Below are 26841 nucleotides of genomic sequence, written 5' to 3'. Positions count from 1 at the left end.
TAAAGGCGAACGCTTCGCTTTTTCAGGTTTTTTCTGCCCTCTCCGTTATCGTGCAAATGGATTACTTCAACGTTATGTGGATCATAGTAACTTATAAAACCTATGCCGATTACAGTAAATTGCGCTGTAATTAGGTCATAGGTTTTATTTTTTTGCCGTGTAAGCTTTATTTAGAAAATTGATGTTATAATACTTAACAACAAATAAAAGTTAAATGCATAAAGATGGATTTAATTAGAAAAATTATGCGAAATTTAGTTTCGTTAACCAGAATGACATTATATTGTGTTATATATATGGGAGGTAGTGTCCATGCAACTTACGGTTAAAGAGGCTTTACAGGTATACCCGTTGTCAGAGGCCAAACTGGTTGCGGGTGGGGAAGGGACTTCACGGATGATGAAATCCGTTAACGTCATGGACGCTCCTGATATCGCGGATTGGATCAAATCCGGAGAAATGTTGTTCACCACCGCTTTTATTATGAAAGACAGTGAGACGGATGCATTACGTTTGATGCGGCGCTTGAATGAACGCGGCTGTGCAGGACTCGGCATCAAGCTGGGACGTTTCTGGCAGTCCATTCCCCAAGGTATTGTCGAGGAAGCTGATCGGCTTCGTTTGCCGCTGCTTGAGCTCCCCTTTCAATTCACTTTCTCGGACCAGATGAATGCCTTGTTCAAGGCTGAACATGAACGTAGCAACCGATTGCTGCATGAGGTCGTGCAAAAGCAGAAAAAATTAATGCAGTTTGCACTGCAACAGCAACCACATCGGAATGTGTTTGCCGAACTTGCCACGGTGCTGAACTATCCGCTTGCCGTCATTGGTTCTCGAGGGCATGTGCTGTACGGTAGTGAAGGCATCGCAGGGGATGCTGTAACCCAAGGCTGGCCTTGGAAATCCGTCATGCACCGAGTGAAATGGAATCAGGGAAGTTGTCATCGTGTACCGATTAAACAAAATGATGAAGAATACGGATCGTTGCTTGTGTTTACCGATTCAGCCTTATCCCTTCGAGCGGAGGAAGAGCTGTTCCAGCAGGCTGCGGATGTACTGGCATTTTATATGGATATGACTTATCGTGAGCATATTAATCCGACCGTGCAAGATGAGATGCGTACGCTGCTTACACAGTATCTGGATAACAAAATGACCGTGCAGGAATTAACCACCATGAGTGAAAACAAAGGTGTACATCTATTCCAGGGAACTTATCAGTGCGTATTGATTACACTTGAGCCGACTGTATTTGCCGAGGGGAAGCTGCTTAAACAGATTCATCGCGAATTACAATATAATCCGCTGATGCAATTCACGGCCTCGCAGCATTTTCAGATTGAGGATGGCATTCTGTCCATCTACACCTGTCCAACAGGGCGAGATTATGGAGAGGAGCTGTCAAGTTTTCTCTTGAGCCGTTTCGGTGATGTTCTGGCAGCGCAAGAAGCAAAAGGAGCACCGGCTCCGCGTTTCTGGATCAGCAAAATGAAACATGAGCCCAAATCGCTCCGTGAAGCATACCAGGAGTGTCTGGATACTCGACAACTGGCTCGTCGATTCGGCATGAAAGACCGTGCGTTGCAATTTGAAATGCTCGAATTTGCCTATGTGTTCCAACACGTACCGGATAACATCATGGAGAACTACTGCAATAAAGTACTCGAACCACTACTTGCCAGGGATGGTGATCCCAATCAGGTGCTGATGAATACATTGGAGTCCTTTATCGAGAATGACGGACTGATCAATGAAGCTGCCAAGCAACTGTTTGTGCATCGCAACACGGTCACTTATCGGATGGAGAAAGTTGGCAGCTTGCTGCAAATGGACTTTAAGAAAACGAATGATCTGCTTAAATTAAAGCTGGTATTTACCTTCCGCAAGTTCGTGCGGGACAAAGCAGTTGCAAGACCGCACAATGTCCAACTCTAGACCGCACATTGTGCAACATGACAATGCTACTGGGCTAGACCCCCAAGAACCGCATTCCGTTGATGGAGTGCGGTTTTTTCATGTTTAAGGGTAACAAAAGCTGCTCTTCCCGTGCACAGCAAACAAATCACAACTCTGATGTTATGTTATATTACAAAATTGCGTAAATATTGTTGTCGCGACATTGAACGGCACTTAGAATGAAGAACAATAATCCACAACAGACCGGAGGTTCTAACATGAGCGACTTAATTAAACTTGTTAACAACTGGTCTATCACACAGTTTGTGCATACGTTTGGCGGCTTATTTGAGGAATCACCGTGGGTGGCTGAGCGTGCCGGGCTTTTACGACCTTTTGATTCATTGGAACAGATGATGCATGTGATGACGAGTGTGGTTCAGGCATCGGATGACCAGGTGAAGTTGCAGTTGCTTCGAAATCACCCGGATCTTGGAGCACGAATCAGCATGAGCAGCAACTCCGTTCAGGAGCAGGCTGGTGCAGGACTTGATTCCCTCTCACAAGAGCAATACAACGAACTTCAACAATTAAACAAAGCATATACAAGCCAATTTGGCTTTCCTTTCATATTGGCCGTAAAAGGCCATACCGCAAACTCCATCCTCGAATCCATGAGGCAACGTCATCGCCGAGGCAGGGAAGAAGAATTCGAGACTGCATTGAAGGAAGTATTCAAGATAGCGGGCATTCGTTTGGAGCAGTGGCTCGCACAGATCGGTCATGAACATGAGTTCGTGAGCAAACCAGCCGCAGTGCAGCAGCGGACCATGTATTACGGCAAAGGGGATGTGTGGATGTATCGTTCCTACGCCAAACCGTTGACGGGCATACAGTCGATCCCGGAATCTCCGTTCATGGGACGCAGTAATATTCTGTTTGGATTGAACATTAAGGTCGCTGTGCAGGGTGATGAATTCTTGCCTTCTTTTGCAGAAGGGGATAATTCGCTGGTGGTCGCAACCGATTCGATGAAAAATTTCATTCTCAAACATGCAGCGGATTACACAGGGGCGACGGTGGAAGGGTTTCTTGCGCTGGTAAGTCGGCGTTTCCTGGAGACGTATCCGCAGATGAGCAAGGTTCAGATGACAGCGGACCAGATTCCATTTGAAGATATACCCATTGGATTAGAAGGAAGTTATCGACCGAGTGCGCTTGTATTTCGTTATTCACAGAATGATCGGACGACAGCTGCCGTGGAAGCAGAACGATCAGGAGACTCGATTGAACTCAGCAACCATTTCAGTGGTGTAGCCGATCTGAGACTGATCAAGGTCAAAGGCAGTGAATTTGCCGGATTTATGCAGGATGAATATACCACTCTTCCAGAGACAAGGGATCGACCGTTATTTATTTTCCTGAACATCAATTGGCGTTATGAAGATCCGAGAGATGCCATGGACGATCAGCGTGGACGGTATGTAGCGGCGGAACAGGTCAGAGATTTGGCTGCTGCGGTATTTCATGAGTGTCGATCCGCTTCCATTCAACATCTGATCTACCAGATTGGACGAAGGTTATTAAGTCGATTTGAGCAACTGAGTGAGGTTTCGTTTGAGTCCAACAATCGGACTTGGGAGACAGTGCTGGAGGAAGTGAAAGAGGGAGAAGGCAAAGTATTTACCGAGCCGAGACCACCATATGGATTCCAGGGTTTCTCGATGACAAGGGATGATCTGGGAACAGACGGCCGTAACGCCGGGAAAGAAGGTGACGTCTGATGTCGATATCTGGTGGACGAATTACAACACATGTGCTGGATACATCCAAAGGCGTCCCTGCTGCGGGTGTTCGGATCGAGCTGTATACCCTGAAGAGGGATGGAGAACAGGAAAGCAAGCTAAAAGTGGCTGAGTCGGTGACCAATGCGGATGGACGTTTGGATGCACCGCTGCTGGATGGAGGCAAGTTGGAGTCAGCCATATATGAGCTTCAATTCCATGTCGAGAGTTATTACGCACAGCGTTCGTTGGAGGAGCTAGGCCAAGCATTATGGACGATTGTTCCGATTCGTTTTGCCGTATCTGATGCCTCAAGCCATTACCATATTCCATTATTGATTGCTCCAGGAGGTTACAGTACATACCGGGGAAGCTGAATGTGCACACATCCGGTTCTGATTCAGGGGGAGGGTCATCCACATGACAACATTTGATACCATCATCCGGGGGGCCCGGGTGGTGCTGAGAGATCGGGTAGAACAACTGGATATTGGCATCACTGGTGAGAAAATAACGGAACTATCCACGCGGCTGACCGCTGGTGAAGCGACTTGCATCATAGAAGCTGAGGGGCATACAGTGATGCCGGGCGTGGTGGACATTCATGTACACTTCAATGAACCCGGACTCGCCAGTTGGGAGGGATTTCGATCAGGTTCGGCAGCCCTTGCCGCAGGGGGAATCACAACCTATGTCGATATGCCGCTTAACGGTGTACCACCAACCACAAGACCGGAAGCATGGGAAATGAAAATGAAAGCAGCGGCAGACCAATCGTACGTTGATTATACCTTCTGGGGAGGCTTGGTTCCCGGCAATCGTGGTGATCTTGCTCCATTGGCAGGGTTGGGTGCTGCCGGATTCAAGGCATTTATGTCTGAGCCGGGTGGAGAAGGAGAAGATATCTTTGCCAGAGCCGATGATCATACGCTACTGGACGGGATGAACGAACTTGCCAAATTAAACCGTGTGCTGGCACTTCATGCAGAGGACGAAGGCATGGTTGCCGAACTCGGTGCAAAAAGCATTGCTGAGGGAAGGACTGAACCGATGGATTATGTCCGGTCCCGTCCTGCGGAAGCCGAAGTCGTCGCGGTTGCGCGAGCGTTGAAATACGGTGAACAGACCGGGTGTGCGCTGCATTTTGTGCATATTAGCACCCGGGAAGCGCTGGATCTGATAGCAGACGCCAAACGGCGTGGGCAAGACGTCACTTCGGAGACATGCCCTCATTATCTGACACTGATCGATCAGGATGTGGTCCGATTAGGTGCTGTAGCGAAATGTGCTCCACCGCTTCGCAGCTCTTGCGAGCAAGAGCAGTTATGGGATGCACTGACTTCGGGATTGATTGATGGTATTGCCTCGGACCATTCTCCATGTCCGCCATCCATGAAACAATCTGATAACTTCTTCGAAATCTGGGGCGGTATATCCGGGGCGCAAAGCACACTGCTAATCATGCTGGAGGATGGACATCTTCAGCGTAATATCGACCTCCCGTTGCTCGGAAGAGTGCTCTCCTTGCAACCTGCCAGAAGGCTTGGTCTGGAGAGCAAAGGAGAGATTGCGATTGGCAAGGATGCAGATCTGGTCCTGATTGACTGGGAGAAGAGCACAACCCTGAACACGGAGGATCTGCTCTACACGCATAAACAGAGCCCTTATGTAGGACGTACATTTAACTGTCAGATTGCAGACGTATTTTGCCGTGGGCATCGTGTCTACAACTCGGAATCCGGATTATCTCCCGTGCCTCTCGGGCAACACATTGCGGCTTACTCTTCTAGTCCCATCGAAGCGGGAACGGAGGAGACGACATGACGGAATCTGGAGTATACCGGTCATCCGGTACAAATAATGCTCCTCTTCCATTGCCGGATGTGGAACAGGTGGAGCTGCAAGCCATGCTTGACTGGCTGTCGACATATGGTGCGGATACACAAGGTGGCGTCACACGACTGTTGTATGACTCGGCTTGGTGTGAAGCACAAGGTGCCCTTGCAACCAAAATGCAGGAGAAAGGGCTGTCTCCCGAATTTGACCAGTCCGGTAATCTGTATGGCACACTCAAGAGTGAGGGTAAGGAATCAGCGACTGGTGCTGAAGAATTACCGATTGTGACCGGATCACATATTGACAGCGTGGTATACGGTGGTAAATATGATGGTGCTTACGGTGTGGTGGCGGGAGTTCTTGCATTGGAGTATTTACAAAAGCATTTTGGAGCACCGAAACGCACACTTCAAGTGGTATCCCTATGTGAGGAAGAAGGAAGTCGTTTCCCTTTTGCGTATTGGGGTTCGCGCAGTATAACAGGAATGACAGTTTTCGAGGACGTAGAGCATTTGAAGGATCAAGACGGCATTACCTTTGCACAAGCGATCCGCGATGCGGGCTTTGGACCCGATAGTGCATATAGACCTGCCGCGAAAAATTACGGTGCCTTTATTGAGCTTCACATTGAGCAAGGTCAGGTTCTGGAACGTCTTGGACATTCAATTGGAGTTGTATCCGATATCGTAGGTCAGAAGAGGTTCAGTATTACCGTCAGCGGTGAAGCGAATCACGCGGGGACGACGCCGATGTCCTGGCGCAAGGATGCACTTGCCGGAGCAGCCGAGATGATTGCTGCGGTAAGGAGTATCGCATTGGAAGCAGGAGAACCACTCGTAGCCACGGTTGGGCGAATCACGGCCGATCCGGGTGTTGGGAACGTGGTTGCAGCCCGGGCGGTGTTTTCATTGGATATTCGTCATATCCGGCAGGAGAGTATTGATCGCTGCTGGCAGGAGGTGCTCCAGGCTTTTAGTCGAATCGCAGCCGAGCAGCAGCTCGGACTGGACTGGGAAGAACATCTATCTGTCACACCCATCCCCATGAATGCGCAGATGATCTCGGACATTCAAAACATCTGTGAGCAGGAGCAATTGTCCTACTGGCCCATGCCAAGCGGTGCCGGACATGATTCGCAGATTTTTCAGCCGGCTTGTCCGACAGCGATGATCTTTGTGCCGAGCCAGGATGGTATTAGTCATAATCCACTTGAATATACAGCTGAAGCAGACCTGATGCACGGTTTTCGGGTTCTGGTCCAGCTACTCTATAAATACGGTTACGGGAGTTGAATGAAGATGTCCAACTATAAAGAGTTATCTCCGTCCTTGCGGACCATTATGACCCCGGGCCCCGTTGAGGTTGATCCACGTGTACTTAGAGCATTATCCTTTCCGATCCTAGGGCAGTTTGACCCGGAATTCACATCTTTGATGAACGAGACAATGGCGATGCTACGAGAGTTATATATGACTGATAACGAGTGGTGTTATCCAGTTGATGGTACATCCCGTTCAGGGATAGAAGCTGTGTTGGTCAGCCTAATTCAGCCCGGTGACAAAGTTCTCGTTCCGATCTACGGGCGATTCGGACATCTGCTGGTTGAAATATCGGAACGTTGCGGTGCAGAGGTTGTCTTTTTTGAAACGGAATGGGGAACGGTATTTGATCCGGAAGAGGTGATCAAGGCGATCCATACCCATAAACCAAGTCTGGTTGCGATGGTTCACGGTGAGACTTCCACCGGTCAGATGCAGCCCCTTGCCGAGATTGGCAAAGCCTGTCGCGACCTTGATATTTTACTCGTCGTGGATGCTGTGGCTACCATTGGTGGAACGCCGGTGGAGACGGATGCCTGGCATCTAGATGCGGTGATGGGTGGCACGCAGAAATGCCTGTCCGTTCCTTCAGGAATGGCACCTCTCACGTATAACAGTCGTGTGGAGCAGAAACTGATGAGCCGCAAAACAGTTGAACGCGGACTGCGGGATGCAACCAGTGCGCGGGCAGAAGGCCGCACGATTGCCAGTAATTATTTTGACCTGAGCCAATTGCAGGATTACTGGAGTTCGGCACGGTTGAACCATCATACGGAGGCTACCTCCATGCTCTACGGTCTTCACGAAGGATTACGCATTCTGCTGCAAGAAGGATTGGAGGCCAGGTTCCAGAGACATCTGGTAAATGAACGTGCGTTGGTCGCTGGAATTCAGGGAATGGGACTGCAACTGTACGGGGATATGTCAAGCAAACTTCCGGTGGTCACTTGTATCACGATTCCGGAGGGGATTGATGGTGAGTCGGTGCGCAGCATGTTGCTGAACGATTTCGGCATTGAGATTGCCAGTTCATTTGGACCGTTAAAAGGGCAGATCTGGCGGATCGGTACAATGGGATTCAGCTGCCAACGCAAGAACGTACTTCATGTGCTGGGAGCGCTGGAAGCTGTTCTTCTCCGTCATCGTCACGTATTACCTGCCGGTGAAGCGGTGCAGGCCGCATTGGATGTGTATGCAGGGAAGGAGGGCGCCTTATGTTAAATCAGATGCCAATCTCCAGAGAGGTCATGGTCACCTCTCCTCATTATCTGGCGAGTGCAGTGGGAAGCTCCATCCTCCAGAAGGGCGGGAATGCTTATGATGCTGCTGTTGCGGTCAGTGCAACACTGGGTGTGGTATATCCACATATGACCGGACTTGGAGGGGATGCTTTCTTCCTGATTCATGACGGAGCCAGTGGTGAGATTACCGCCTATAACGGAAGTGGCCGCTCAGCCGCAGGCATTCATGCGGATACGTTCAAAGCGATGGGCATGAATGCCATCCCTCAGCGTGGTGTGCTTAGTGCCATCACGGTTCCGGGAATGGTGGATGCCTGGTGGGAAGTCTGGTCCCGGTACGGTAAGTTACCGTGGGAGCAGTTGCTTGAACCTGCGGTGCAGTATGCAGAAAAAGGATGCCCTGTATCCCGGAATCTCCGCCTGTGGATGGAAAGGGATGAAGATTTCATTATGGGGCATACACCGCTGCGAGCGGTATTTGCGCCTTTGGGTACACTTTTGCAGGAAGGTGAGCTGCTGATCCAGCCTGATCTTGCTGCCTCCATTCGTCTGATTCAGACGGAAGGGCGAGATACTTTTTATACAGGAGAACTCGCGGATCGTCTGACTTCGGCTATTCGTGAGGATGGGGGCATGCTTGCACCAGCAGACTTTGCAGGGCATCGGGGCGAGTGGGTGAAACCCGTTAGCACGGAGTATCGTGGCTATGAAGTTCATCAGATGCCGCCCAACTCGCAGGGATTCTCGATGCTGATGATGTTAAATATGCTGGAGCATACCGATCTGTCCTCTGTAGCACGTACCTCACCTGAATTCTATCATCTGATGGCGGAAGTGGTGAAAAAGGCATTTCGGGATCGTGACCGTTATCTGACGGACCCGGATTTCAGGGACATTCCGCTGGATCTTCTATTATCCAAGAGTTACGGAGACCAATTGTGGAATGAGATTCAGTCTGCTCCACCTGTAGCACAACCGTTTTTGTCCAAAACGATAGGTCAGGACACGGCGTATGCAGCGGTTGTGGATAGCGAAGGCAATGCCGTTTCATTCATCCAAAGCCTGTATTTTGACTTTGGTGCAGCCTATGTCCCAGGGGATACGGGGGTTATCATGCAGAACCGGGGGTCGTTTTTCTCCCTAGATCAGAGAGATGCCAACGTACTGGAACCGAACAAACGCTCATTCCATACCCTCATGCCGGGCCTTGTTACACGAGATGGCAAACCTTATATGCTCGTGGGCACGCAGGGCGGAGAAGGCCAGCCGCAGACACAATTATCGGTGCTTACCGGAGTGCTTGATTACAGGCTCAATATCCAGGAAGCGATCAGCCTGCCCCGTTGGGTGTACGGACGTACCTGGGGTGAAGAAGGCGATACGATGCGTGTGGAGAACCGATATCATGATGACGTATGTGCAACCCTTGCCCAGTGGGGACATAACGTTGAAGCGAGAGCGCCGTGGGACGGTATTATGGGACAGTCGCAAGGCATTGTCATTCGGGAGGACGGCATGATCAGCGGCGCAGCAGACCCTAGAGGCGACGGTATGGCTATTGGATGGTAACAGCTACATGAATACTATAGACAGACACAGATAGGGGAGATTGGCATGGGAACGATCCTGCTGAAAGGCGCACAGCTTGTGACGATGAATGCAGAAGAGGAAGTGTTCATCGGAGATCTGTTGATCGAGGATAACAAAATCAAGGAGATCGCAGCTCACATAGACGTGCAAGCTGACCAGGTCATTGATGCTCGTGGCAAAGTGCTGTTGCCAGGTTTCATCCAGACGCATATTCATCTGTGTCAGACCTTGTTCCGTGGACGTGCGGATGATCTGGAACTGATGGATTGGCTCCGTCAACGCATCTGGCCGCTGGAAGCAGCGCATGATGAGGAGTCCGTCTATTATTCGGCAATGCTTGGACTTGGCGAATTAATCTCCAGCGGAACGACGACCATTCTGGATATGGAGACGGTACATCACACGGACTCGGCGTTTCAGGCGATGGCACAGAGCGGCATCCGGGTCATCTCCGGCAAGGTGATGATGGATCATGGAGACGAAGTTCCGGAACCCCTGCGTGAGGATACAGCGACTTCGCTGCAACAGAGTGTGGATCTGCTGGAGAAATGGAACGGGTTTGGCGGAGGACGCATTCAATATGCTTTCTGTCCACGTTTCGTTGTATCGTGTACCGAGGAATTGTTGATAGAAGTGCGCGACCTGTCCAATAAATATCATGTCAAAGTCCACACCCATGCCTCCGAGAATCGCGGAGAGATTGAACTGGTCGAACACGAACGCGGAATGCGTAACATCGTATACCTCGATCATATCGGTCTGGCGACCCCCAGATTGGTGCTGGCACACTGTGTATGGCTGAGTGAAGAAGAGAAAGAGATCATCCGCAAGCGCGGTGTCAAAGTCACTCACTGCCCTGGATCAAATATGAAACTTTCCTCCGGGGTAGCCGATATTCCGGATCTGCTGAATCGTCAGATCGCGGTTGGGATTGGGGCCGATGGTGCCGCATGCAACAACAATCTGGATATGTTTCAGGAGATGCGCCTCACAGCTCTGATGCAGAAGATTCCTCATGGTCCAACAGTGATGGATGCCCGGACTGTATTGCGTATGGCTACCATGGGTGGTGCAGAGGTGCTTGGCTTGTCGAAGGAAATTGGCAGTCTTGAAGTGGGCAAAAAGGCAGATATGCTGCTGCTGGATCTGGATGATTTCCACACGTACCCTTCCTATGAGACAGATGTCTATTCCCGCGTAGTGTACTCCGCAACACGTAGCTGTGTGGATACCGTTATTATTGACGGAAGTATCGTGCTCAAGAATCGTAAGATTCAGACGATTGATCGTGGCATTGTGCTACGTGAGTCGGATAAGAGTATTGCGAGATTGATGAAACGTATCTGATCGAAGGAAGTTTATGCAATTCCAGAAAGGATGGGGACCGCTATGGAAATGCATGATCTGTGTGCAATCGCAGCCCGTGAAACGCGCTGTGTGCTCGCAACAGCGATCAAGGTAGAGGGTCATGCTTACCGTAAGCAGGGAGTCTCTATGCTGTTGACCGAGGATGGCAAAATGGTTGGCAGTATCAGTCCGGGATGTCTGGAGAGTGATCTTCAGGCCCGGGTGAGCCGTGTGCTGGATACAAACCAGATGGAATTCGCGGAGTACGACATGCGTCCCGAAGATGATCTGTCCTGGGGGGAGACGATTGGCTGCGGCGGACTCGTTGTTGTGTTGCTTGAACCTGTGTGTGGTGAACTCCGAAATACGTTGCAGCAGATGCAAGAGTGTTTTCAATCCGGCGCTGCAACAGCGTTAACCCGAACGTTCCAAGATGATTACACAAGGGTTCAATATGGATGGACACGGATTGAACTAACGAGTACTCCGCGCCACGCAATCATGCGTCCTTCGCTCGTCCCTCCTCATGATCGCGTGGCGAATTATAATCCAGCTTCATTGCAGATTGATGAACAGTACAGTAGTGGTAATATCAAGCATGAACATACGGCATCAACACAACATTCTCCCGATATACCTCACCTTACGCTTGTGTCTGAAATGGTAACTGCTACGTCAAACGAATCTCACTCTTCCCATCTATCCGGTGATTCACAACATATCTCTGATACTGATGCTGAAATACCGACAAATGACGGAATTTCAACGAATCCCTGGGAGCTTCCGCAGCAACTTACTTCGTTGTACGCTCCTAAGCCTCGCCTGATTATCGTCGGAGCCGGGAATGATGTTATTCCTGTTGCCAGCCTCGCCGGGTCTGCAGGATTCCGTGTTGTAGTTGCCGATTGGCGAGAGTCCTTATGCACCTCGGAACGATTCCCTGAAGCTGAACTGGTAATGGGTTTCCCGTGTGAGATTATGCCTTTGTTAAACGTGCACAACGGAGATTATTTGATTTTAATGAGTCATAATTATCCCCACGAACGTGAACTGTTGGAGATGTTAGTGGACTGTGAGTACGCGTATCTTGGCATCATGGGTTCGAAAACACGAACGGCCCGTCTGCTGGATGGCTTACCACCGTTGAAATGTGTGCATTCTCCCGTTGGATTGAGCATCGGAGCAGATGGGCCCGAACAGATCGCCATCAGCATTGCAGCGGAATTGATCGCATGTAAACAGAAGGTCTCTTCCTTGAGTTCTGAGGTTCAGAAGGGGAGCGTTGCACATGCGAATGACGGGCATAGTTCTGGCAGCAGGTAAGAGTCGTCGTCTTGGTCGGGATAAACTCGCGGTTATCATGCCTGACGGGAGGTCCCTGGCTGCATGGTCACTGGAAGCTGCGCTGAATTCGGAGTTGGATCAAGTGGTTTGTGTGGTCAAACCGGAAGATTCGTTGGCATGGCTGCCTGTAAAATGGTTTGATTCTGCCGCGTATGCCTATCATCCCACAGCAAGACTTCGAATTGTGGTCTGTGCTGACTATGCCTGCGGCATGGCCAATTCTCTTCATTCTGGCGTGTTGTCGGCCATGGAGTACAAACCGGAGGGCATTCTCATGTTACTGGGCGATCAGCCTTTATTACAAGCACAGGATATCAATCGGGTGACCAGAGCACTGGCTACCCACAACCTGTGTGACTATGTCGCAGCTACCGATGGTGAGGGAGGCAAGCCTCCTGTTGCTTTTCGCTCCCATATGTTCGGGCCTCTGTTGTCTCTACATGGAGATGAAGGGGCACGCAAGATCATGCGTAGCGCTAACTATTCAGGTGTACATGTACCACTGTCTGAGACTAGTTTCTGGGATGCGGATACAGAACCGGAATTGGAACGCATTCTGAATCATGTATATGAATCGCAGCAGACAGACTAAATAACAGGAGAAGATTAATGACTATGTATAATTTAATAACATGATCAGGTCAGCCAGGCAGTCTGGTTGGCCTGTTTGTCTTCTTTTAACATGTTCTGAATGAGAACCCGTGTTAGCTTTCGATAGATCATCATGCATCAAGCACAAATAGAACGCAGGTTTTATACATTTATCCAAAACGATGTAAAGGTAATTGACGTTGCTGCTGAACTCTCATATGATTTGAAGAATTATCTGGATCAGACGGTTGAATTTCCTGCCCAAGGAAGAGAGAGAAAGGGGGTGCAGCGATGGTAACACCGGCATACGGTTCTGGAGCCGTGCCATCGGTATGGCAGCCTGAGAATCTGCAAGAACTGCAAACGTTGAGAAGTAGACTCAAGGGAATATGTTGTTACACGGCAGGTGGAACATTGCTAAGAACCCAGTGGGAGGGCGGCTTGGTTCCAGCGCCTGAACACATGATTAGCCTGGCTCGTATTCCTGAAATAAGCGGTGTATCTACTCGTGGAGACGAGATGGTCATTGGAGCCATGACCCGATTAAAAGAATGTGCTGCACAAGTGTTGCTGCATCAACTGCCGATCCTGCAAGAAGCGGTGAATGCAATTGCTGCTCCTTCCATTCGAAACGTGGCAACCATTGGCGGGAATATTGTATCCGGAGTAGGAGATACGTTGCCTGCTTTGCTTGTATATGATGCGGAGCTGCACTGGTTGACTGACAACGGAATAGAGATTCGCAGTGTGTCTTCCTGGCTTCAGGGTGGACGGGATGGCAGCCGTAATCCAGGGGACGTATTAATCTCGATTCATATTCCGATGAGACCGTCCTCTATGCTTGATGTGGAAGGTGAGTACAGACCTGCTGCACGAGCAGTTTCCTTTTATCGCAAGCTGGGTCGACGGGAGACGTTCAGTGCATCGCTGGTGACGGTTGCGTTATACGGTGAGATTGACTCGGATAACCGCTGGACCAAGATTGCGATTGCGGCTGGCGGGGGCTCAGGCATGGCGATGCGACTTCTGGAGTCAGAACAACAGCTTCTTGGTAGCGAAGCTTCTGTCATGCAAGCCGCGACTCTTTCAGCTGCTGTGGCTGATGAGTTTACAACGTATGGTGATGCATTTGCAACAGAACAATATCGCAAACAGACCGCAGGCAATATGCTTGGTGCTGGGCTATGGGAGGCACTTCACGAATAGAAGACTTCGATCACACAAAGGGGGAGAGGGATCATGCTGCTGAACCGGAAACAGAGCGGGAAACGTTGGCACCTGCGGCCAGATGGGGCGCCCAAAGTAACAGGCCAGCTTCAATATCTGACGGATATGACGCTACCTGACATGATTCATGGCAGAGTATTGCGAAGTGAATATCCTCATGCTCGCATTCTGTCTATAGATACTTCGGAAGCTGAGGCGTTGGAAGGTGTCTATGCGGTTCTGACCTCCAAAGATGTGCCTGGTCTGAATCGTTTTGGTATTGCGACCCCGGACCAGCCTGTGTTCTGTGAGGATATTGTGCGTTATGTCGGTGACGCCATTGCAGCGGTTGCTGCGGATTCTCCGGAACGTGCGGCGTTTGCACTGGATACGATCCGTGTAGTGTATGAGGAACTCACACCTCTGAATAGTACAGACGCTGCCTTGGCTCCAGGTGCACCAGAGTTACATGAGCATGGTCCAGGCAATGTGCTGCATCGCACGGAGATCAAACGTGGAGATGCCGAGCAAGCTTTTGCCACGTGTGATCATATCGTGACAGAGACGTATTATACGCCTCGTCAGATGCATGCGTACATGGAGACAGAAGGTGGCCTGTTTGTCCCGGATGAAGAGGGGAGGCTGAATGTATACGCGGCAACGCAACATGGTTATAAAGACCGGATGCAGCTTGCGCGCATCATTGGTTGTCCTGAAGAAGATATCCGGGTGGTGTCTTCACCGATTGGTGGTTCATTTGGCGGAAAAGATGAACTAAACGTACAGCCTTATGGTGCATTGCTGGCCTTGAGATGTGGTCGTCCTGTGAAAATGCATAATTCACGCAAAGAATCCGTCCGTGCGGGGCTGAAGCGGCATCCGATGAAAATTGAAATGCAGACGGGCATGAGTCGAGAAGGTACCATACAAGCGCATCGTGTCCGCATTACAGCAGATACGGGAGCCTACGCCACACTTGGTGCACCCGTGCTGAACTTCTGCACCGAACATTGCCTTGGACCCTACGCTATTCCGAATGTGGATGTGGAAGGTGTATCTGTATACACGAATAATGGGCTGTCAGGTGAGTTTCGCGGATTTGGCGGGAATCAGGCGATTTTTGCCATGGAAGGTCAGATGGATCGGCTTGCAGCAATCATGAACATGGACCCTTGGGAGTTCCGCAGACGTAATATGAGGGAAAAGAATGATCCTGGACCACTGAATCAACGCATTCTGGTTACGGATGGACTGTCCCAAGTATGGGAGGCATTGGATCGCTCCGAACTGTGGCAAAAACATCAGCATCCCCCGGCAGATCCTGCTCTGCCGCCGTGGATCAAACGCGGAGTCGGAGCAGCCATCGCGATGCACGGTGCAGGGCTCGGTTACGGTATTCCGGACCCTGCGGGAGGCCGCCTGTCCCTGAACAACGAAGGCAAGATTGAGGTGGCGTTCAGCTACGAGGAATTTGGTCAGGGGCTTATTGCAACGCTGGAAATTATGTTATGTGATCTGTTTCAATGCAGTACATCGGATCTCAGTATTATTATCGGAGATACGGATCGTGTGCCACACAGCGGATCAAGTACAGCTTCACGTTCAACAACGATGGCAGGGATGGCTCTTCAACGCTTGCAGACTCCATTTCGTTCCCGTGTTCTCGCTGTCGCGTCTGAAATGTCGGGCATTCCGGCAGAGCAACTGGTGACAGGACCTGGCGGTGTATGGCGTAAAGACCAGCTTCCTGGTGAAACTCCTGAAGTGGAAACAGCTGGGCAAGGGGCAGGAACGAGCGAGAAGGAGGAAATGCAGGCGCTGAAGGGAGTAGATCAAGATTCTGAAGCTGGGTTCGATTCTGCAGCAAAAGAAGGAGTTCGCTCATGTGCTGTGGTTTCGTATGCGGAGCTTGTCATGCAGGGCGAGCCCGATGAATGGATTTTCGATACAAAGTTTGATTACCCAACTACGCCAGACAACGTGGTAGGCGGGCATTATTTGTATACGTATGCGGCGGTTGCGGCAGAGGTAGAAGTAAATACATTGACCGGCGAAACCAAGCTACTTGATACACGCCATGTTGTAGCGGCAGGCCCGGTTATCAACCCTATGGGTTATATCGGACAGATTGAAGGTGGCAGTGTCATGGCGCTTGGATTCACGTTAACCGAGGATGCGGTCATGCAGGACAGCCGTTATGTAACCACCAACCTCGACACGTATCTGATCCCAACCATTCAGGATATTCATACCAATCTGGAGGTTGAGGCAATTGAAGACTTACCAGAAGGTGATACGTTTGGCCCTAGAGGGATCGGTGAAATTGGCTCCGTTGCGCTTGCGCCGGCCATAACAGCTGCAATTCATCAGGCAACAGGCGTATGGGTTAACCGTCTTCCTGTACCGAGGGAACAACTGGTCAGACCTTTAAATGTACCTTTGCAGGAAGGAGTGAGTCCATCATGAGTAAGCCAATTGATAATCACTGGACAGCCGTGGTGAATGGCGAGCAGAAACATCTGGAGATTGCACAAACGACCCGACTTGTCGATGTGCTTCGGACTCATTTGCAGCTAACGGGTACCAAAGTATCCTGCGAAGTTGGTCGCTGCGGCGCATGTATGGTTCTGATGAATGGAGAGCCTGTGAATTCCTGTCTTGTCATGGCTTATCAATGTGAAGGCAGTGACATTATGACGATTGAAGGTCTGCACGGCGAGGAGAAAGGCACTCTGCATCCAATTCAACAGGCTTTTGTAGAGGAAGGTGGTTTTCAGTGCGGCTATTGTACTCCGGGCATGGTGATCTCAACCAAGGCATTACTGGATGCACATCCTGAGCCTTCTCAAGAACAGATTGAAACGGGATTGTGCGGGAATCTGTGTCGTTGTACCGGCTACGGTGGCATTATTCGGGCGGTACGCAAGGCAGGGGAACGCTGTGTGATAAAGGAAACATCTCCCGAGGAATCCGTTAGTTGAGTCGGGACGCAGGACGTAGACATAAAAAAAGATGAATTGAAGAAACGCACTTTGAAAAAGCATCCGATCCAGGAATGCTTTTTTTGTTTTTGTAGGTTTTCTGCCAAGTACATTCATCAAACGGGAGACGAAGTTTAGGCCCGAAACTGATTAGATAATGAACCGTTTTCGAATTGTCTTCAATATTGGTGGAACGATGGACAAATGGCGTTCAAAGTACTGGTACAAAAGAATTTCAAACATTCTTATTCACCATATATTTACAAATATTGGTGTGCATGCTATGTTTAAAATGAAAGCGCCATCATGAATGGGTTCATTGACATTTCATTATCATATTTCACTTGGGAAGGAAGATGGAATTGATGAAAAATTTGCTCAAAAAGGCAACCGCAATGATGCTGGCATTGGCCCTACTGATTGGATTAATGACAGCGCCCGTTCATGCAGACACACCATTGTTCACCATCGAGAGCGAAGATGCGCAGCTCACCCCAGATCTTCAAGTGGTTACTTCAATCTATGGACAACCCAAGCCCGGATTCTCAGGGGCCGGATTTGTCTGGATGCAGAACTCTGGCACATTAACCTTCACAGTGACTGTCCCGGAAACCGGCATGTACGCGATCTCCACACGATATATGCAGGAGCTCAGTGCAGATGGAAGGTCACAAAATTTAATCGTAAACGGTGTTACCAAAGGTTCGTATATGCTTCCGTACACGACAACATGGTCAGACTTCGATTTTGGCTTTCACAAGTTGAATCAGGGTGCCAACACGATTGAGCTGAAGGCTGGCTGGGGCTTCGCGTATTTTGATACTTTTACAGTGGATCATGCGGATTTGGACCCTTTGAATGTACAACCAGTTCTCACTGATCCTGAAGCTACACCGGAAACTCAAATTTTGATGAATTATTTAACGGAGGTATACGGAAACAACATTATTTCTGGTCAGCAAGAGATCTATGGAGGAGGGAATGACGGAGATACAGAGCTTGAATTCGAGTGGATTCATGATCTGACCGGAAAGTATCCTGCAATCCGTGGCTTTGATCTGATGAACTATAATCCGTTGTATGGTTGGGAGGACGGTACAACCGATCGTATGATTGATTGGGTGAATAACCGTGAAGGTATTGCAACAGCTTCCTGGCATATCAATGTACCTCGTAATTTCAATACGTATGAGCTTGGGGACTTTGTGGATTGGAAAGAGGCGACCTACAAGCCAACAGAAACGAATTTTAATACAGCAAATGCGGTAATTCCCGGTACCAAAGAGTATCAATACGTGATGATGACCATCGAGGATCTGGCAGAACAACTGCTAATTTTGCAGGACAACAACGTGCCAGTGCTTTTCCGTCCGTATCATGAAGCAGAAGGCAACGGCGGGCTGAACGGGGAAGGGGCATGGTTCTGGTGGGCTTCGGCAGGTGCAGAAGTGTACAAAGAGCTATGGGATCTGCTATATACTGAATTGACCGAGACGTATGGTTTGCATAATCTGATCTGGACCTACAACAGCTACGTATACAGCACTTCTCCTGCCTGGTATCCGGGAGATGATCAGGTAGATCTGGTGGGATACGACAAATACAATACGATCTACAACCGTTATGACGGTTTGTCTGGCGTGCCGAATGAGGATGCAATTACCTCGATTTTCTATAAGCTTGTTGAGTTGACGAATGGTACGAAAATGGTAGCCATGACGGAGAACGATACGATCCCAAGTGTGAAAAATCTGACAGAGGAGAAATCAGGATGGCTGTACTTCTGCCCTTGGTATGGCGAGCATCTGATGAGTTCTGCTTTTAATTACCCGGCAACATTGAAAACGCTTTATCAAAGTGATTATGTCATTACGTTGGATGAGCTGCCAAATCTAAAGGTTAACAATCCCAACCCCAGTGCATCCATTACACCTGGAAACGTTGAATTTGACAAATACACACCCAATCAAAGCGATAAAACCGTAACTGTGAATGCAAACGGTCATACGCTGACTGCTCTCCGGGCAGGCAACAATGCGTTGACCGCAACGACAGACTATACCTTGAACGGAAGCACATTACTGTTGAAAAAAACTTATCTGGCAACCCTGCCAGTTGGTGAGCATTCGATTGTTCTGGATTTTAATCAAGGTCAGGACCCTGTGTTAAAAGTCAAAATTGTGGATTCAACACCGGGTACAAATGCTGTGATTTCTCCTGTGAATGCAACATTTGATAAAGCGACGACTCCGTCACAGGATATTTCCGTATCTCTCACCTTAAATGGCCGTCAGCTTACAAGCATCACAAAGGGGAATGCTACGCTTGTAGCGGGTCAGAACTATACAGCATCCAGCTCTGCTGTTGTTCTGAACAAATCCTACCTTGCTACACTGCCGCTTGGCCAGAACATATTAACCTTTCACTTTAATGGAGGCAATAACGCTGAACTTACAGTGAATGTAGTAGACAGCACGGTTACTGTACCTGCGGGGGATTTGACGATTCAAGCTTTTAACGGCAATATAAGTGCATCCGCCAACGGTGTCTCACCCAAGTTCAAGCTGGTCAACTCAGGCAATTCGGCTATTCCGCTAAGTGATGTAAAACTCCGGTATTACTATACCATTGACGGGGAGGAAGCTCAGAGTTTCTGGTCCGACTGGGCCAGTATGGGCAGTGCGAATGTAACGAGCCAATTCGTTAAACTGGCGACTCCAGTTGCCGGAGCGGATCATTATCTTGAAGTGGGCTTTACAAGTGCAGCGGGATCACTGAATGCAGGCCAGAGCGCAGAGGTTCAAGCACGTTTTTCCAAGAACAATTGGACGAATTACACACAGACTAACGATTACTCGTTCAAGGCATCCGGTAGTCAGTTCGCAAACCATGATAAGGTTACCGGTTATGTGAACGGCCAGCTGGTATGGGGAATTGAGCCGTAAAAGGTAGAAAGAACGTTTAGTGAGCTGGATCAGGGTTGAAACCTCTGATCCAGCTATTTATTTTGTAGACGGTGTACACTCATTAGATCGAATGTTCTTTCTCATGTTAAGTGCTCGACGATGTATCCATGTCTCTTAATATGTGATCTATTGTCTTTTTCGTATGGCCCATGATGAACTGAAGAAGTAGACCCGCAAAACATACGGTTAGCAACGTTCCAAGCCCGATCGGTCCACTGAGCAGAAAGGCCAGAATCAAAAATACAAGGTAAATGAATGTTCTTGATATAAATAAAGGAGTTCGAGTGAGTTCATGCAGGATTAATGTTAAGCGGTCAATCGGAATGGGTGCGAAGTTAGTCTGCAAATAGATTGCAGTACCGATACTGATGATCACTAAACCAATGACAAAAGTCATCAATTTGGTGTAGTAAACTTCGGGTGTAATCAAGAAATCAGATACATAAAGCCATATATCAATCCCCACACCAGTAATGAATGCGGTGACGAGTCCCAGAAACTCGGGTTTTTGCTGCTTCAACAGCGAATTGCATCCGATTAACAGGAAAGCAAGGATGACTTCCCAGCTCCCTACACTTAGGCCTACATGTTGTGACAACCCTACCAGCAGTGCGTCAAAAGGTGAAGTACCCAGTTCAGATTGAATGGTAAGGGAAATACCAAGCGTTAAGATTAGAATACCTGTGACAAAAAGAACATATTTCAATTCATTCAACCTCTTCTTTTATATTATGTTGCAAATACAACAAAATTGAGTTAAATTCAATGTAATACTTTTTTATTGCATTTGCAACAAATGATTAACTTGATAAAGGAATGTGATTATAGATGACGATTCGTATAGGGATATGTACCATCGAACAGGTGTGTGAACTGCAGGAGATTAGTTATGAGACGTTTAATGAAACGTTTAAAGCGCAAAATTCACCCGAAAATATGAAAGCTTATCTGGAAAAGGCGTTTAATCGGGAGCAATTAGAAACGGAACTATCCATTGCGGATTCACAATTTCTTTTTATTTATGTCAACCATAAAGTGGCAGGGTACATGAAAGTGAATATCAATGATGCTCAGTCTGAGAAGATGGGCTTGGAATCCTTTGAGATCGAGCGGGTGTACATCAAAAAAGAGTTCCAAAAACATGGCCTGGGTAAGGTACTGCTCCATAAAGCTATAGAGATGGCAGCTGAACATCACAAGACGAATATTTGGTTAGGCGTGTGGGAGAAAAATGAAAATGCCATCGCATTTTATGAGAAGATGGGGTTTGTACAGACTGGAGCCCATGCTTTTTACATGGGAGATGAGGAACAGATTGATTTGATAATGACCAAAAAGATATTGTAACTGGATCATCGAGGGAAAAGCTTGGGAGAAAAATGCTATTGAGCAGAATTCTTTCGGGCTTTTTTATGTTTTGCCAGAACTGTTGAATCATAAAATGAAGAAATCGATGAATTTTAATACATAATAAATATTATGTAAACTTATTATTTTCGATGACCTTCATAAGCTGCATCTATGGCTTTAGCAAAAGTTAAAGGCCTGATTAATACATAATTAGTAGTAATATTTTGCTCAATAATCGTGAAAGTAATAGGCTGATCTCAAGGATCATCAATACAATGTATTAGTTTATTTCTACGTTTGGACAGTCAGCCGAAAATCGTTTTCGTTCGTAGTCTGTTAGATAGCGTTACGTTCTTAATAATCAGTACATAAGTTGTATATACCTCATGTTAAAAGAACTTTTTACGCACGAAACGGACGTGTTAATCCACCATGTTGAATTATTTTGTTTTTGAGCGGAAAATGGAAAATAAAATTAATATTATAAGTAAGAAATCAGAAGGATTGGACGCTTAACATCAGCCCAAAAAAGGAGCGAATTCGATCCATATATTAATTGGATAAATAAGGTATACATCGTTGAAAAGGCGCTACTACGCCGATTATAGATCAATTTCATATGGATTTGCGATGGATTTAGTACCGCTTTCACGTTATGCTTTTGGAAATTGGAAAGGAAGTGGGAAAAATGGAACGCGAACTGGCGTTGGAAATTGTCAGAGTAACAGAATTGGCTGCGTTAGCCTCAGCACCCTGGATGGGACGAGGCGACAAGAACAGTGCAGATGAAGCGGCTACTTTGGCCATGCGCGCCATGTTCGATTCCGTGTCCATTCGCGGCACGGTGGTAATCGGTGAAGGAGAAATGGATGAAGCACCCATGTTGTACATCGGCGAGGAAGTGGGCAACGCTGAGGGGCCTGAGGTTGACGTGGCTGTAGACCCGCTCGAAGGTACAGAAATCGTGGCCAAAGGACTAAACAACGCTCTATCGGTTATTGCAGTGGCGGGAAAAGGTAACCTGCTCCACGCACCGGACATGTATATGGAGAAATTGGCGGTAGGGCCTGCGCTTGTAGGCAAGGTCAGCATTGAAGACCCGGTTGAAGTTACACTGGAGAAAGCCGCTGCCGCATTAAACAAAAACATCTCGGACCTCACTGTGATGATTCTGGATCGTGTACGACATGAGAGCACCATCAAGACGCTACGCAAGGTTGGCGTGAGAATTAAGTTCCTCAGTGACGGTGATGTTGCGGGTGCAATGGCACCTGCATTCCCGGAGGCGGGCATTGATCTGTATGTCGGATCTGGAGGAGCGCCAGAAGGTGTGCTGGCTGCCGCAGCGCTATCTTGCCTTGGGGGTGAGATTCAAGGTCGTCTGATGCCTGCCAACGCAGACGAATTCCAGCGCTGCTTGCAGATGGGAATTGATAATCCTTACAAAGTGTTAACGATGCAGGATATGATCGGCACGGAGGATGTTATTTTTGCCGCAACAGGTGTGACGCCAGGTGAGATCTTGGGAGGGGTACGGTATCTTGCGGATGATCGCGCCGAGACGGATTCGATTGTTATGCGTGCCAAAACCAAAACAATTCGGTTTATTCGTTCCCAACACTTCCTGCCGAACAAAGAAGTACTGCACAAAGTAAGACAGCTCCAATCCACGCCAGAACCCTCGGATCGCATTCCGAGTCATGCGAAAACAAAGGAGCAGGCTGAGTTCAGCCAATCCTCCGTTGATCTTGGCGTTACAACGACGTTGTGAGCTGTACTCCATATAATTGAACAAATAAAAGCAACTGTAATCGTTCTAGTGTTTTTGATAAGTAACTTGAACCCCTAAGATTACAGGTGCTCGAATTCAATGAAAATACCATCTCTGGCAAGATAATAATGAGGGCTTGGATTAACCCAAACCCTCATTATTTTTTTGTGTTAAAAGCATTGACAACGGTTACATGGCATGAGAAAATGTACGCGCGTACATAAATATCGATTTTTAACCATTTTATGATTTAATGATGAGCTATATATGTTGAACTAATCATTTGCACGATAACGGAGAGGACAGAAAAAACCTGAAAAAGCAAAGCGTTCGCCTAAAAGCTTTCTGAAAGAAAGCTGCATCGGAAGCATACGCTATCCCCGGATTTTCCCCTTTAGAAAAAAGGAATCGAAAAATCTGGGGATAACAGCGATTGGAAGGTTGTTCTGTCATCGTAGTGTCAGTGCAAATAGTCTTTAGTTCAACTTATATAGAAGGGGGTGGAATTCATGGCATCTCGTAAAGAAGTGGCTGATTTTGCGGGTGTTTCCGAGGCGACGGTCTCCCGGGTGCTGAATGGGGTAGGTCCTATTAAAGAAGAGACACGCCGCAAGGTTCTTGAAGCTTCCGAACAGTTAGGCTATGTGCCCAGCGCTCTTGCTCGCAGTTTTGCCAGAAGTAAAAGCGGGAATCTTGGCGTGGTATTACCTTATGTTCCGAAGGCGCATCTGTTCTCGGCGTATTTTTTCTCGGAAATGCTGAGTGGGATTGGGAGCAAAGCCAGAGACAATGGCATGGACCTGTTGGTTATGTTCCGAACACCCGGTGAAGTGATGAATTATACAGATCTGTTCCGGCGTCAGAAAGTGGATGCCTGCATTATCCTTGGTGCCAGAGATGATCCTGAAGAACTGGCTGCCATGCAGCAGCTTCACCGGGAAGGACACCCATTTTGTGTCATGAATCAGCATTTTGAGGGGCAATCGTTCACGGAAGTGGATGCGGATCATGTGGAAGGAAGCAGGATTGCCATACGTCATCTTACGGATCAGGGGTATCGCAAAATCGCTTTTCTCAATGGTCCGGACAGCTATTCCAACAGCCAGGAGCGAATGGAAGGTGTCTGTCTTGGCCTGCAAGAAGCAGGTATGGAGCTGGACCCGAGTCTATTGCTTGAGGGGAATTATAGTAGACGAAGCGGCACTGAGGCGGCAGCGATTGTAGCAGATCGCCTACATGAGATTGATGCTGTATTTGCGGCCAATGACCGGATGGCAATTGGGGTCATGCATGGTTTGCGTGAGCGGGGAATAGGGCCTGCGGATTTTCCGGCATTTGTGGGTTATGACGACTCCGATGCCGCCGAGATGGCGGTTCCGCCGCTGAGCAGCGTCAGGGTTCCATTTTTTGAGATGGGTGAACTTGCAGCATCGAAGCTTATGCATGGATCTGTGGGTGACACACATAAAGCGAATAACTCTGTTGTAACGGTAACCGAATCAGCGAGAGCGTTGTTGCCTACCGAACTGATCATCCGTGCTTCTTCTATTCGTTAATAGTTTATTGGTACACCTATAGAAAGACTTTTTATTATTCCAAAGGAGGAAATGACCATGTCAAATCGTCTTCGTGTCGGAATGGTTGGATACAAGTTTATGGGGAAGGCCCACAGTAATGCCTATCGCAGTCTGCCGATGTTTTTCCCGTCTGCTCCGCTGCAGCCTGAGATGTCTGTGATCTGTGGACGTAACGAGCAGGGAGTTCAAGAGGCGGCGAGCCAGTTCGGTTGGTCCGAAAGTGTAACGGATTGGCGCGAACTGGTGAAGCGGGATGATATCGATCTGATTGATATTAACGCGCCAAGTGATGCCCATAAGGAAATTGCGTTGGAAGCAGCTCGTCAGGGCAAACATCTGTTTTGTGAGAAACCACTGGCCCTGTCACTTGCGGATTCGCGTGAGATGCTTCAGGCAGCAGAGGATGCTGGAGTCGCACATATGGTCGGGTTCAACTACCGTTTCTCACCAGCGGTGCAATTAGCGAAGGATCTGGTGGAGAGCGGACGATTGGGTAAGATCTATCATTTCCGTGCTTTTTTCTTGCAGGACTGGATCATGGACCCTTCGTTCCCGCTGGTATGGCGTTTGCAAAAAGAAGTGGCTGGCTCCGGTTCCCATGGGGATCTGGGGGCGCACTTAATCGATCTGGCTCGTTTCCTTGTTGGTGAATTCCAGGAAGTCATCGGCATGAGCGAAACCTTTATCAAAGAGCGACCGCTTGCATCTGAGATGACCGGACTAAGTGCAAAGGGCAGTTCCAATGCAGATGCACCGAAGGGAGAAGTAACTGTTGATGATGCCACGCTTTTCTTGGCACGATTCGCAGGAGGTGCGCTAGGAAGCTTCGAGGCTACACGTTTTGCAGCAGGTCATCGCAGTACGAACTCGTTTGAGATTAACGGTAGTCTGGGTAGCGTACGATTTGATTTTGAACGGATGAATGAACTGGAAGTCTATTTTACAAAGGATGAAGAGGACGTACAGGGATTCCGTCGTGTACTGGCGACTGATCCGGCACACAAATATTCCGAAGCTTGGTGGCCTGCCGGACATACGATTGGATTCGAGCACACGTTCACACATGAAATGCTGGAGCTGGTGACAGCGATCTCTGAAGGACGACAACCATCACCGAGTTTCCACGACGGGGTCGCCTGTCAGGCTGTACTGGAAGCGGTAGAACGTTCGGTAACAGAACGGCGTTGGGTGACGCTTGAAGAGATGTGAGCAAGCAAGGCAGTGCCGTCAGGAATAGGGTTGAACACAACTAAACTAGGCGAAAGCGAGTGAATAAACGATGAGTAAAGCACTGATTGTATGGGGCGGCTGGGATGGACATGAACCGGAGCAGGTAGCAGCGATTTTTGAACGTATTTTGAAGGAAGAGCAGTTTGAGGTTGAAGTCTCGAATACGTTGGAGTCTTATGCGGATGCAGAGAAGCTGATGGGTCTGGATTTGATCGTGCCTTTGTGGACAATGGGACAGATTGAGCAGGAGCTGGTCAATAACGTATCAGCGGCTGTTCAGAGCGGTGTGGGCTTGGCTGGTCTTCATGGCGGGATGTGTGATGCCTTCCGAAATAACGTAGACTGGCAGTTTATGACGGGTGGACAATGGGTTGCTCATCCAGGCAATGATGGTGTGGAGTATATGGTAAACATGAAGCGTGGCTCTAGCCCGTTATTGGATCATATTGAAGATTTTCAGGTAAAAAGTGAACAGTACTACCTGCACGTAGACCCGGCAGTGGAAGTGCTGGCAACAACTCGTTTCCCAGTGGTGGCTGGTCCGCATGCGGCGAATGGTCCTGTAGATATGCCTGTTGTCTGGACGAAACGCTGGGGCGCAGGGCGGGTATTCTACAACTCCCTGGGACACCATGCAGACATTGTAGACATGAAACCCGTGACTGAAATGATGCGCAGTGGTTTCAAATGGACAGCAGCAGGCAAAGAGCTTGCCAAGAGTCGAGTAAGTGCATCAACAGAAGTGTACACAGGTATGGCGGACAACCAGAACTAATGAGATTGTAGTTTGATTGCAAACGTAACTTCAGTAT

Annotated in this window: 20 protein-coding genes; 19 read left to right on the top strand and 1 reads right to left on the bottom strand. The window is 48.6% G+C overall.

Features of this window, described 5'->3' with window-relative positions; translation table 11 throughout:
- Positions 1 to 312: 312 nt before the first annotated feature.
- The 14 genes from MHB43_RS18340 to MHB43_RS18275 all read left to right on the top strand — a co-directional run bounded on the left by MHB43_RS18340 (position 313) and on the right by MHB43_RS18275 (position 20080).
- Positions 313 to 1935, top strand: a complete 1623-nt coding sequence (locus MHB43_RS18340) for a PucR family transcriptional regulator ligand-binding domain-containing protein (protein ID WP_339177021.1) — start codon at positions 313 to 315, stop codon at positions 1933 to 1935.
- 239 nt (positions 1936 to 2174) lie between these two features.
- Positions 2175 to 3680 carry a factor-independent urate hydroxylase gene (gene pucL / locus MHB43_RS18335; RefSeq protein ID WP_405117682.1) on the top strand — a complete coding sequence of 502 codons (1506 nt, stop codon included), beginning with the start codon at positions 2175 to 2177 and terminating at the stop codon, positions 3678 to 3680.
- Positions 3680 to 4057, top strand: coding sequence for a hydroxyisourate hydrolase (gene uraH, locus MHB43_RS18330; RefSeq protein ID WP_221821561.1), 378 nt, complete (start codon positions 3680 to 3682; stop codon positions 4055 to 4057). The genes pucL and uraH overlap by 1 nt, the downstream gene beginning before the upstream one ends.
- A 43-nt stretch (positions 4058 to 4100) precedes the next feature.
- Positions 4101 to 5504 (top strand): allantoinase AllB, encoded by a 1404-nt coding sequence (gene allB / locus MHB43_RS18325; RefSeq protein ID WP_405117681.1) that lies wholly within the window; start codon positions 4101 to 4103, stop codon positions 5502 to 5504.
- Entirely contained in the window at positions 5501 to 6808 is a 1308-nt protein-coding gene (locus MHB43_RS18320) for a Zn-dependent hydrolase (protein WP_339177016.1), read from the top strand. Before allB ends, MHB43_RS18320 begins: the two co-directional genes overlap by 4 nt.
- Positions 6809 to 6814: 6 nt before the next feature.
- Entirely contained in the window at positions 6815 to 8056 is a 1242-nt protein-coding gene (locus MHB43_RS18315) for an alanine--glyoxylate aminotransferase family protein (RefSeq protein WP_076217052.1), read from the top strand.
- Complete coding sequence (gene ggt, locus MHB43_RS18310; protein ID WP_339177015.1) at positions 8050 to 9645, top strand: gamma-glutamyltransferase; 1596 nt, start codon at positions 8050 to 8052, stop codon at positions 9643 to 9645. Before MHB43_RS18315 ends, ggt begins: the two co-directional genes overlap by 7 nt.
- A 45-nt stretch (positions 9646 to 9690) precedes the next feature.
- Entirely contained in the window at positions 9691 to 11013 is a 1323-nt protein-coding gene (locus MHB43_RS18305) for a 5'-deoxyadenosine deaminase (protein WP_091029542.1), read from the top strand.
- Between the two features lie 42 nt (positions 11014 to 11055).
- Positions 11056 to 12336, top strand: coding sequence for an XdhC family protein (locus MHB43_RS18300; protein ID WP_339177012.1), 1281 nt, complete (start codon positions 11056 to 11058; stop codon positions 12334 to 12336).
- Complete coding sequence (locus MHB43_RS18295) at positions 12302 to 12949, top strand: nucleotidyltransferase family protein (protein WP_339177010.1); 648 nt, start codon at positions 12302 to 12304, stop codon at positions 12947 to 12949. The genes MHB43_RS18300 and MHB43_RS18295 overlap by 35 nt, the downstream gene beginning before the upstream one ends.
- A gap of 290 nt (positions 12950 to 13239) precedes the next feature.
- Positions 13240 to 14154: an FAD binding domain-containing protein gene (locus MHB43_RS18290; RefSeq protein ID WP_405117680.1), complete on the top strand. Its 915-nt coding sequence runs from the start codon at positions 13240 to 13242 to the stop codon at positions 14152 to 14154.
- A 33-nt stretch (positions 14155 to 14187) separates the two neighbouring features.
- A complete protein-coding gene (locus MHB43_RS18285) occupies positions 14188 to 16620 on the top strand; it encodes a molybdopterin cofactor-binding domain-containing protein (RefSeq protein ID WP_339177008.1) in 2433 nt (810 codons plus the stop codon).
- Positions 16617 to 17135: a (2Fe-2S)-binding protein gene (locus MHB43_RS18280; RefSeq protein ID WP_221821545.1), complete on the top strand. Its 519-nt coding sequence runs from the start codon at positions 16617 to 16619 to the stop codon at positions 17133 to 17135. The genes MHB43_RS18285 and MHB43_RS18280 overlap by 4 nt, the downstream gene beginning before the upstream one ends.
- A gap of 365 nt (positions 17136 to 17500) precedes the next feature.
- A complete protein-coding gene (locus tag MHB43_RS18275) occupies positions 17501 to 20080 on the top strand; it encodes a X2-like carbohydrate binding domain-containing protein (protein WP_405117679.1) in 2580 nt (859 codons plus the stop codon).
- A 106-nt stretch (positions 20081 to 20186) separates the two neighbouring features.
- On the opposite strand, the gene MHB43_RS18270 is transcribed toward MHB43_RS18275, so the two are convergent.
- Positions 20187 to 20807: a YitT family protein gene (locus MHB43_RS18270; RefSeq protein ID WP_339177006.1), complete on the bottom strand. Its 621-nt coding sequence runs from the start codon at positions 20805 to 20807 to the stop codon at positions 20187 to 20189.
- Positions 20808 to 20929: 122 nt separating this feature from the next.
- Between MHB43_RS18270 and MHB43_RS18265 the strand changes: the two genes are divergently transcribed.
- The 5 genes from MHB43_RS18265 to MHB43_RS18245 all read left to right on the top strand — a co-directional run bounded on the left by MHB43_RS18265 (position 20930) and on the right by MHB43_RS18245 (position 26804).
- A complete protein-coding gene (locus MHB43_RS18265) occupies positions 20930 to 21448 on the top strand; it encodes a GNAT family N-acetyltransferase (RefSeq protein WP_405117678.1) in 519 nt (172 codons plus the stop codon).
- Positions 21449 to 22139: 691 nt separating this feature from the next.
- Complete coding sequence (gene glpX / locus MHB43_RS18260) at positions 22140 to 23222, top strand: class II fructose-bisphosphatase (RefSeq protein ID WP_076217229.1); 1083 nt, start codon at positions 22140 to 22142, stop codon at positions 23220 to 23222.
- Positions 23223 to 23731: 509 nt separating this feature from the next.
- Positions 23732 to 24778: a LacI family DNA-binding transcriptional regulator gene (locus MHB43_RS18255; RefSeq protein WP_405117677.1), complete on the top strand. Its 1047-nt coding sequence runs from the start codon at positions 23732 to 23734 to the stop codon at positions 24776 to 24778.
- A gap of 57 nt (positions 24779 to 24835) precedes the next feature.
- Entirely contained in the window at positions 24836 to 26008 is a 1173-nt protein-coding gene (locus tag MHB43_RS18250) for a Gfo/Idh/MocA family oxidoreductase (RefSeq protein WP_339176999.1), read from the top strand.
- Between the two features lie 70 nt (positions 26009 to 26078).
- Positions 26079 to 26804 (top strand): ThuA domain-containing protein, encoded by a 726-nt coding sequence (locus MHB43_RS18245; RefSeq protein ID WP_405117676.1) that lies wholly within the window; start codon positions 26079 to 26081, stop codon positions 26802 to 26804.
- Positions 26805 to 26841 lie beyond the last annotated feature (37 nt).

Origin of the sequence: Paenibacillus sp. FSL H8-0317, assembly GCF_045040685.1 — a bacterium.
Classification (GTDB): domain Bacteria; phylum Bacillota; class Bacilli; order Paenibacillales; family Paenibacillaceae; genus Paenibacillus.
This window is presented reverse-complemented; position numbering and strand designations above follow the sequence as displayed.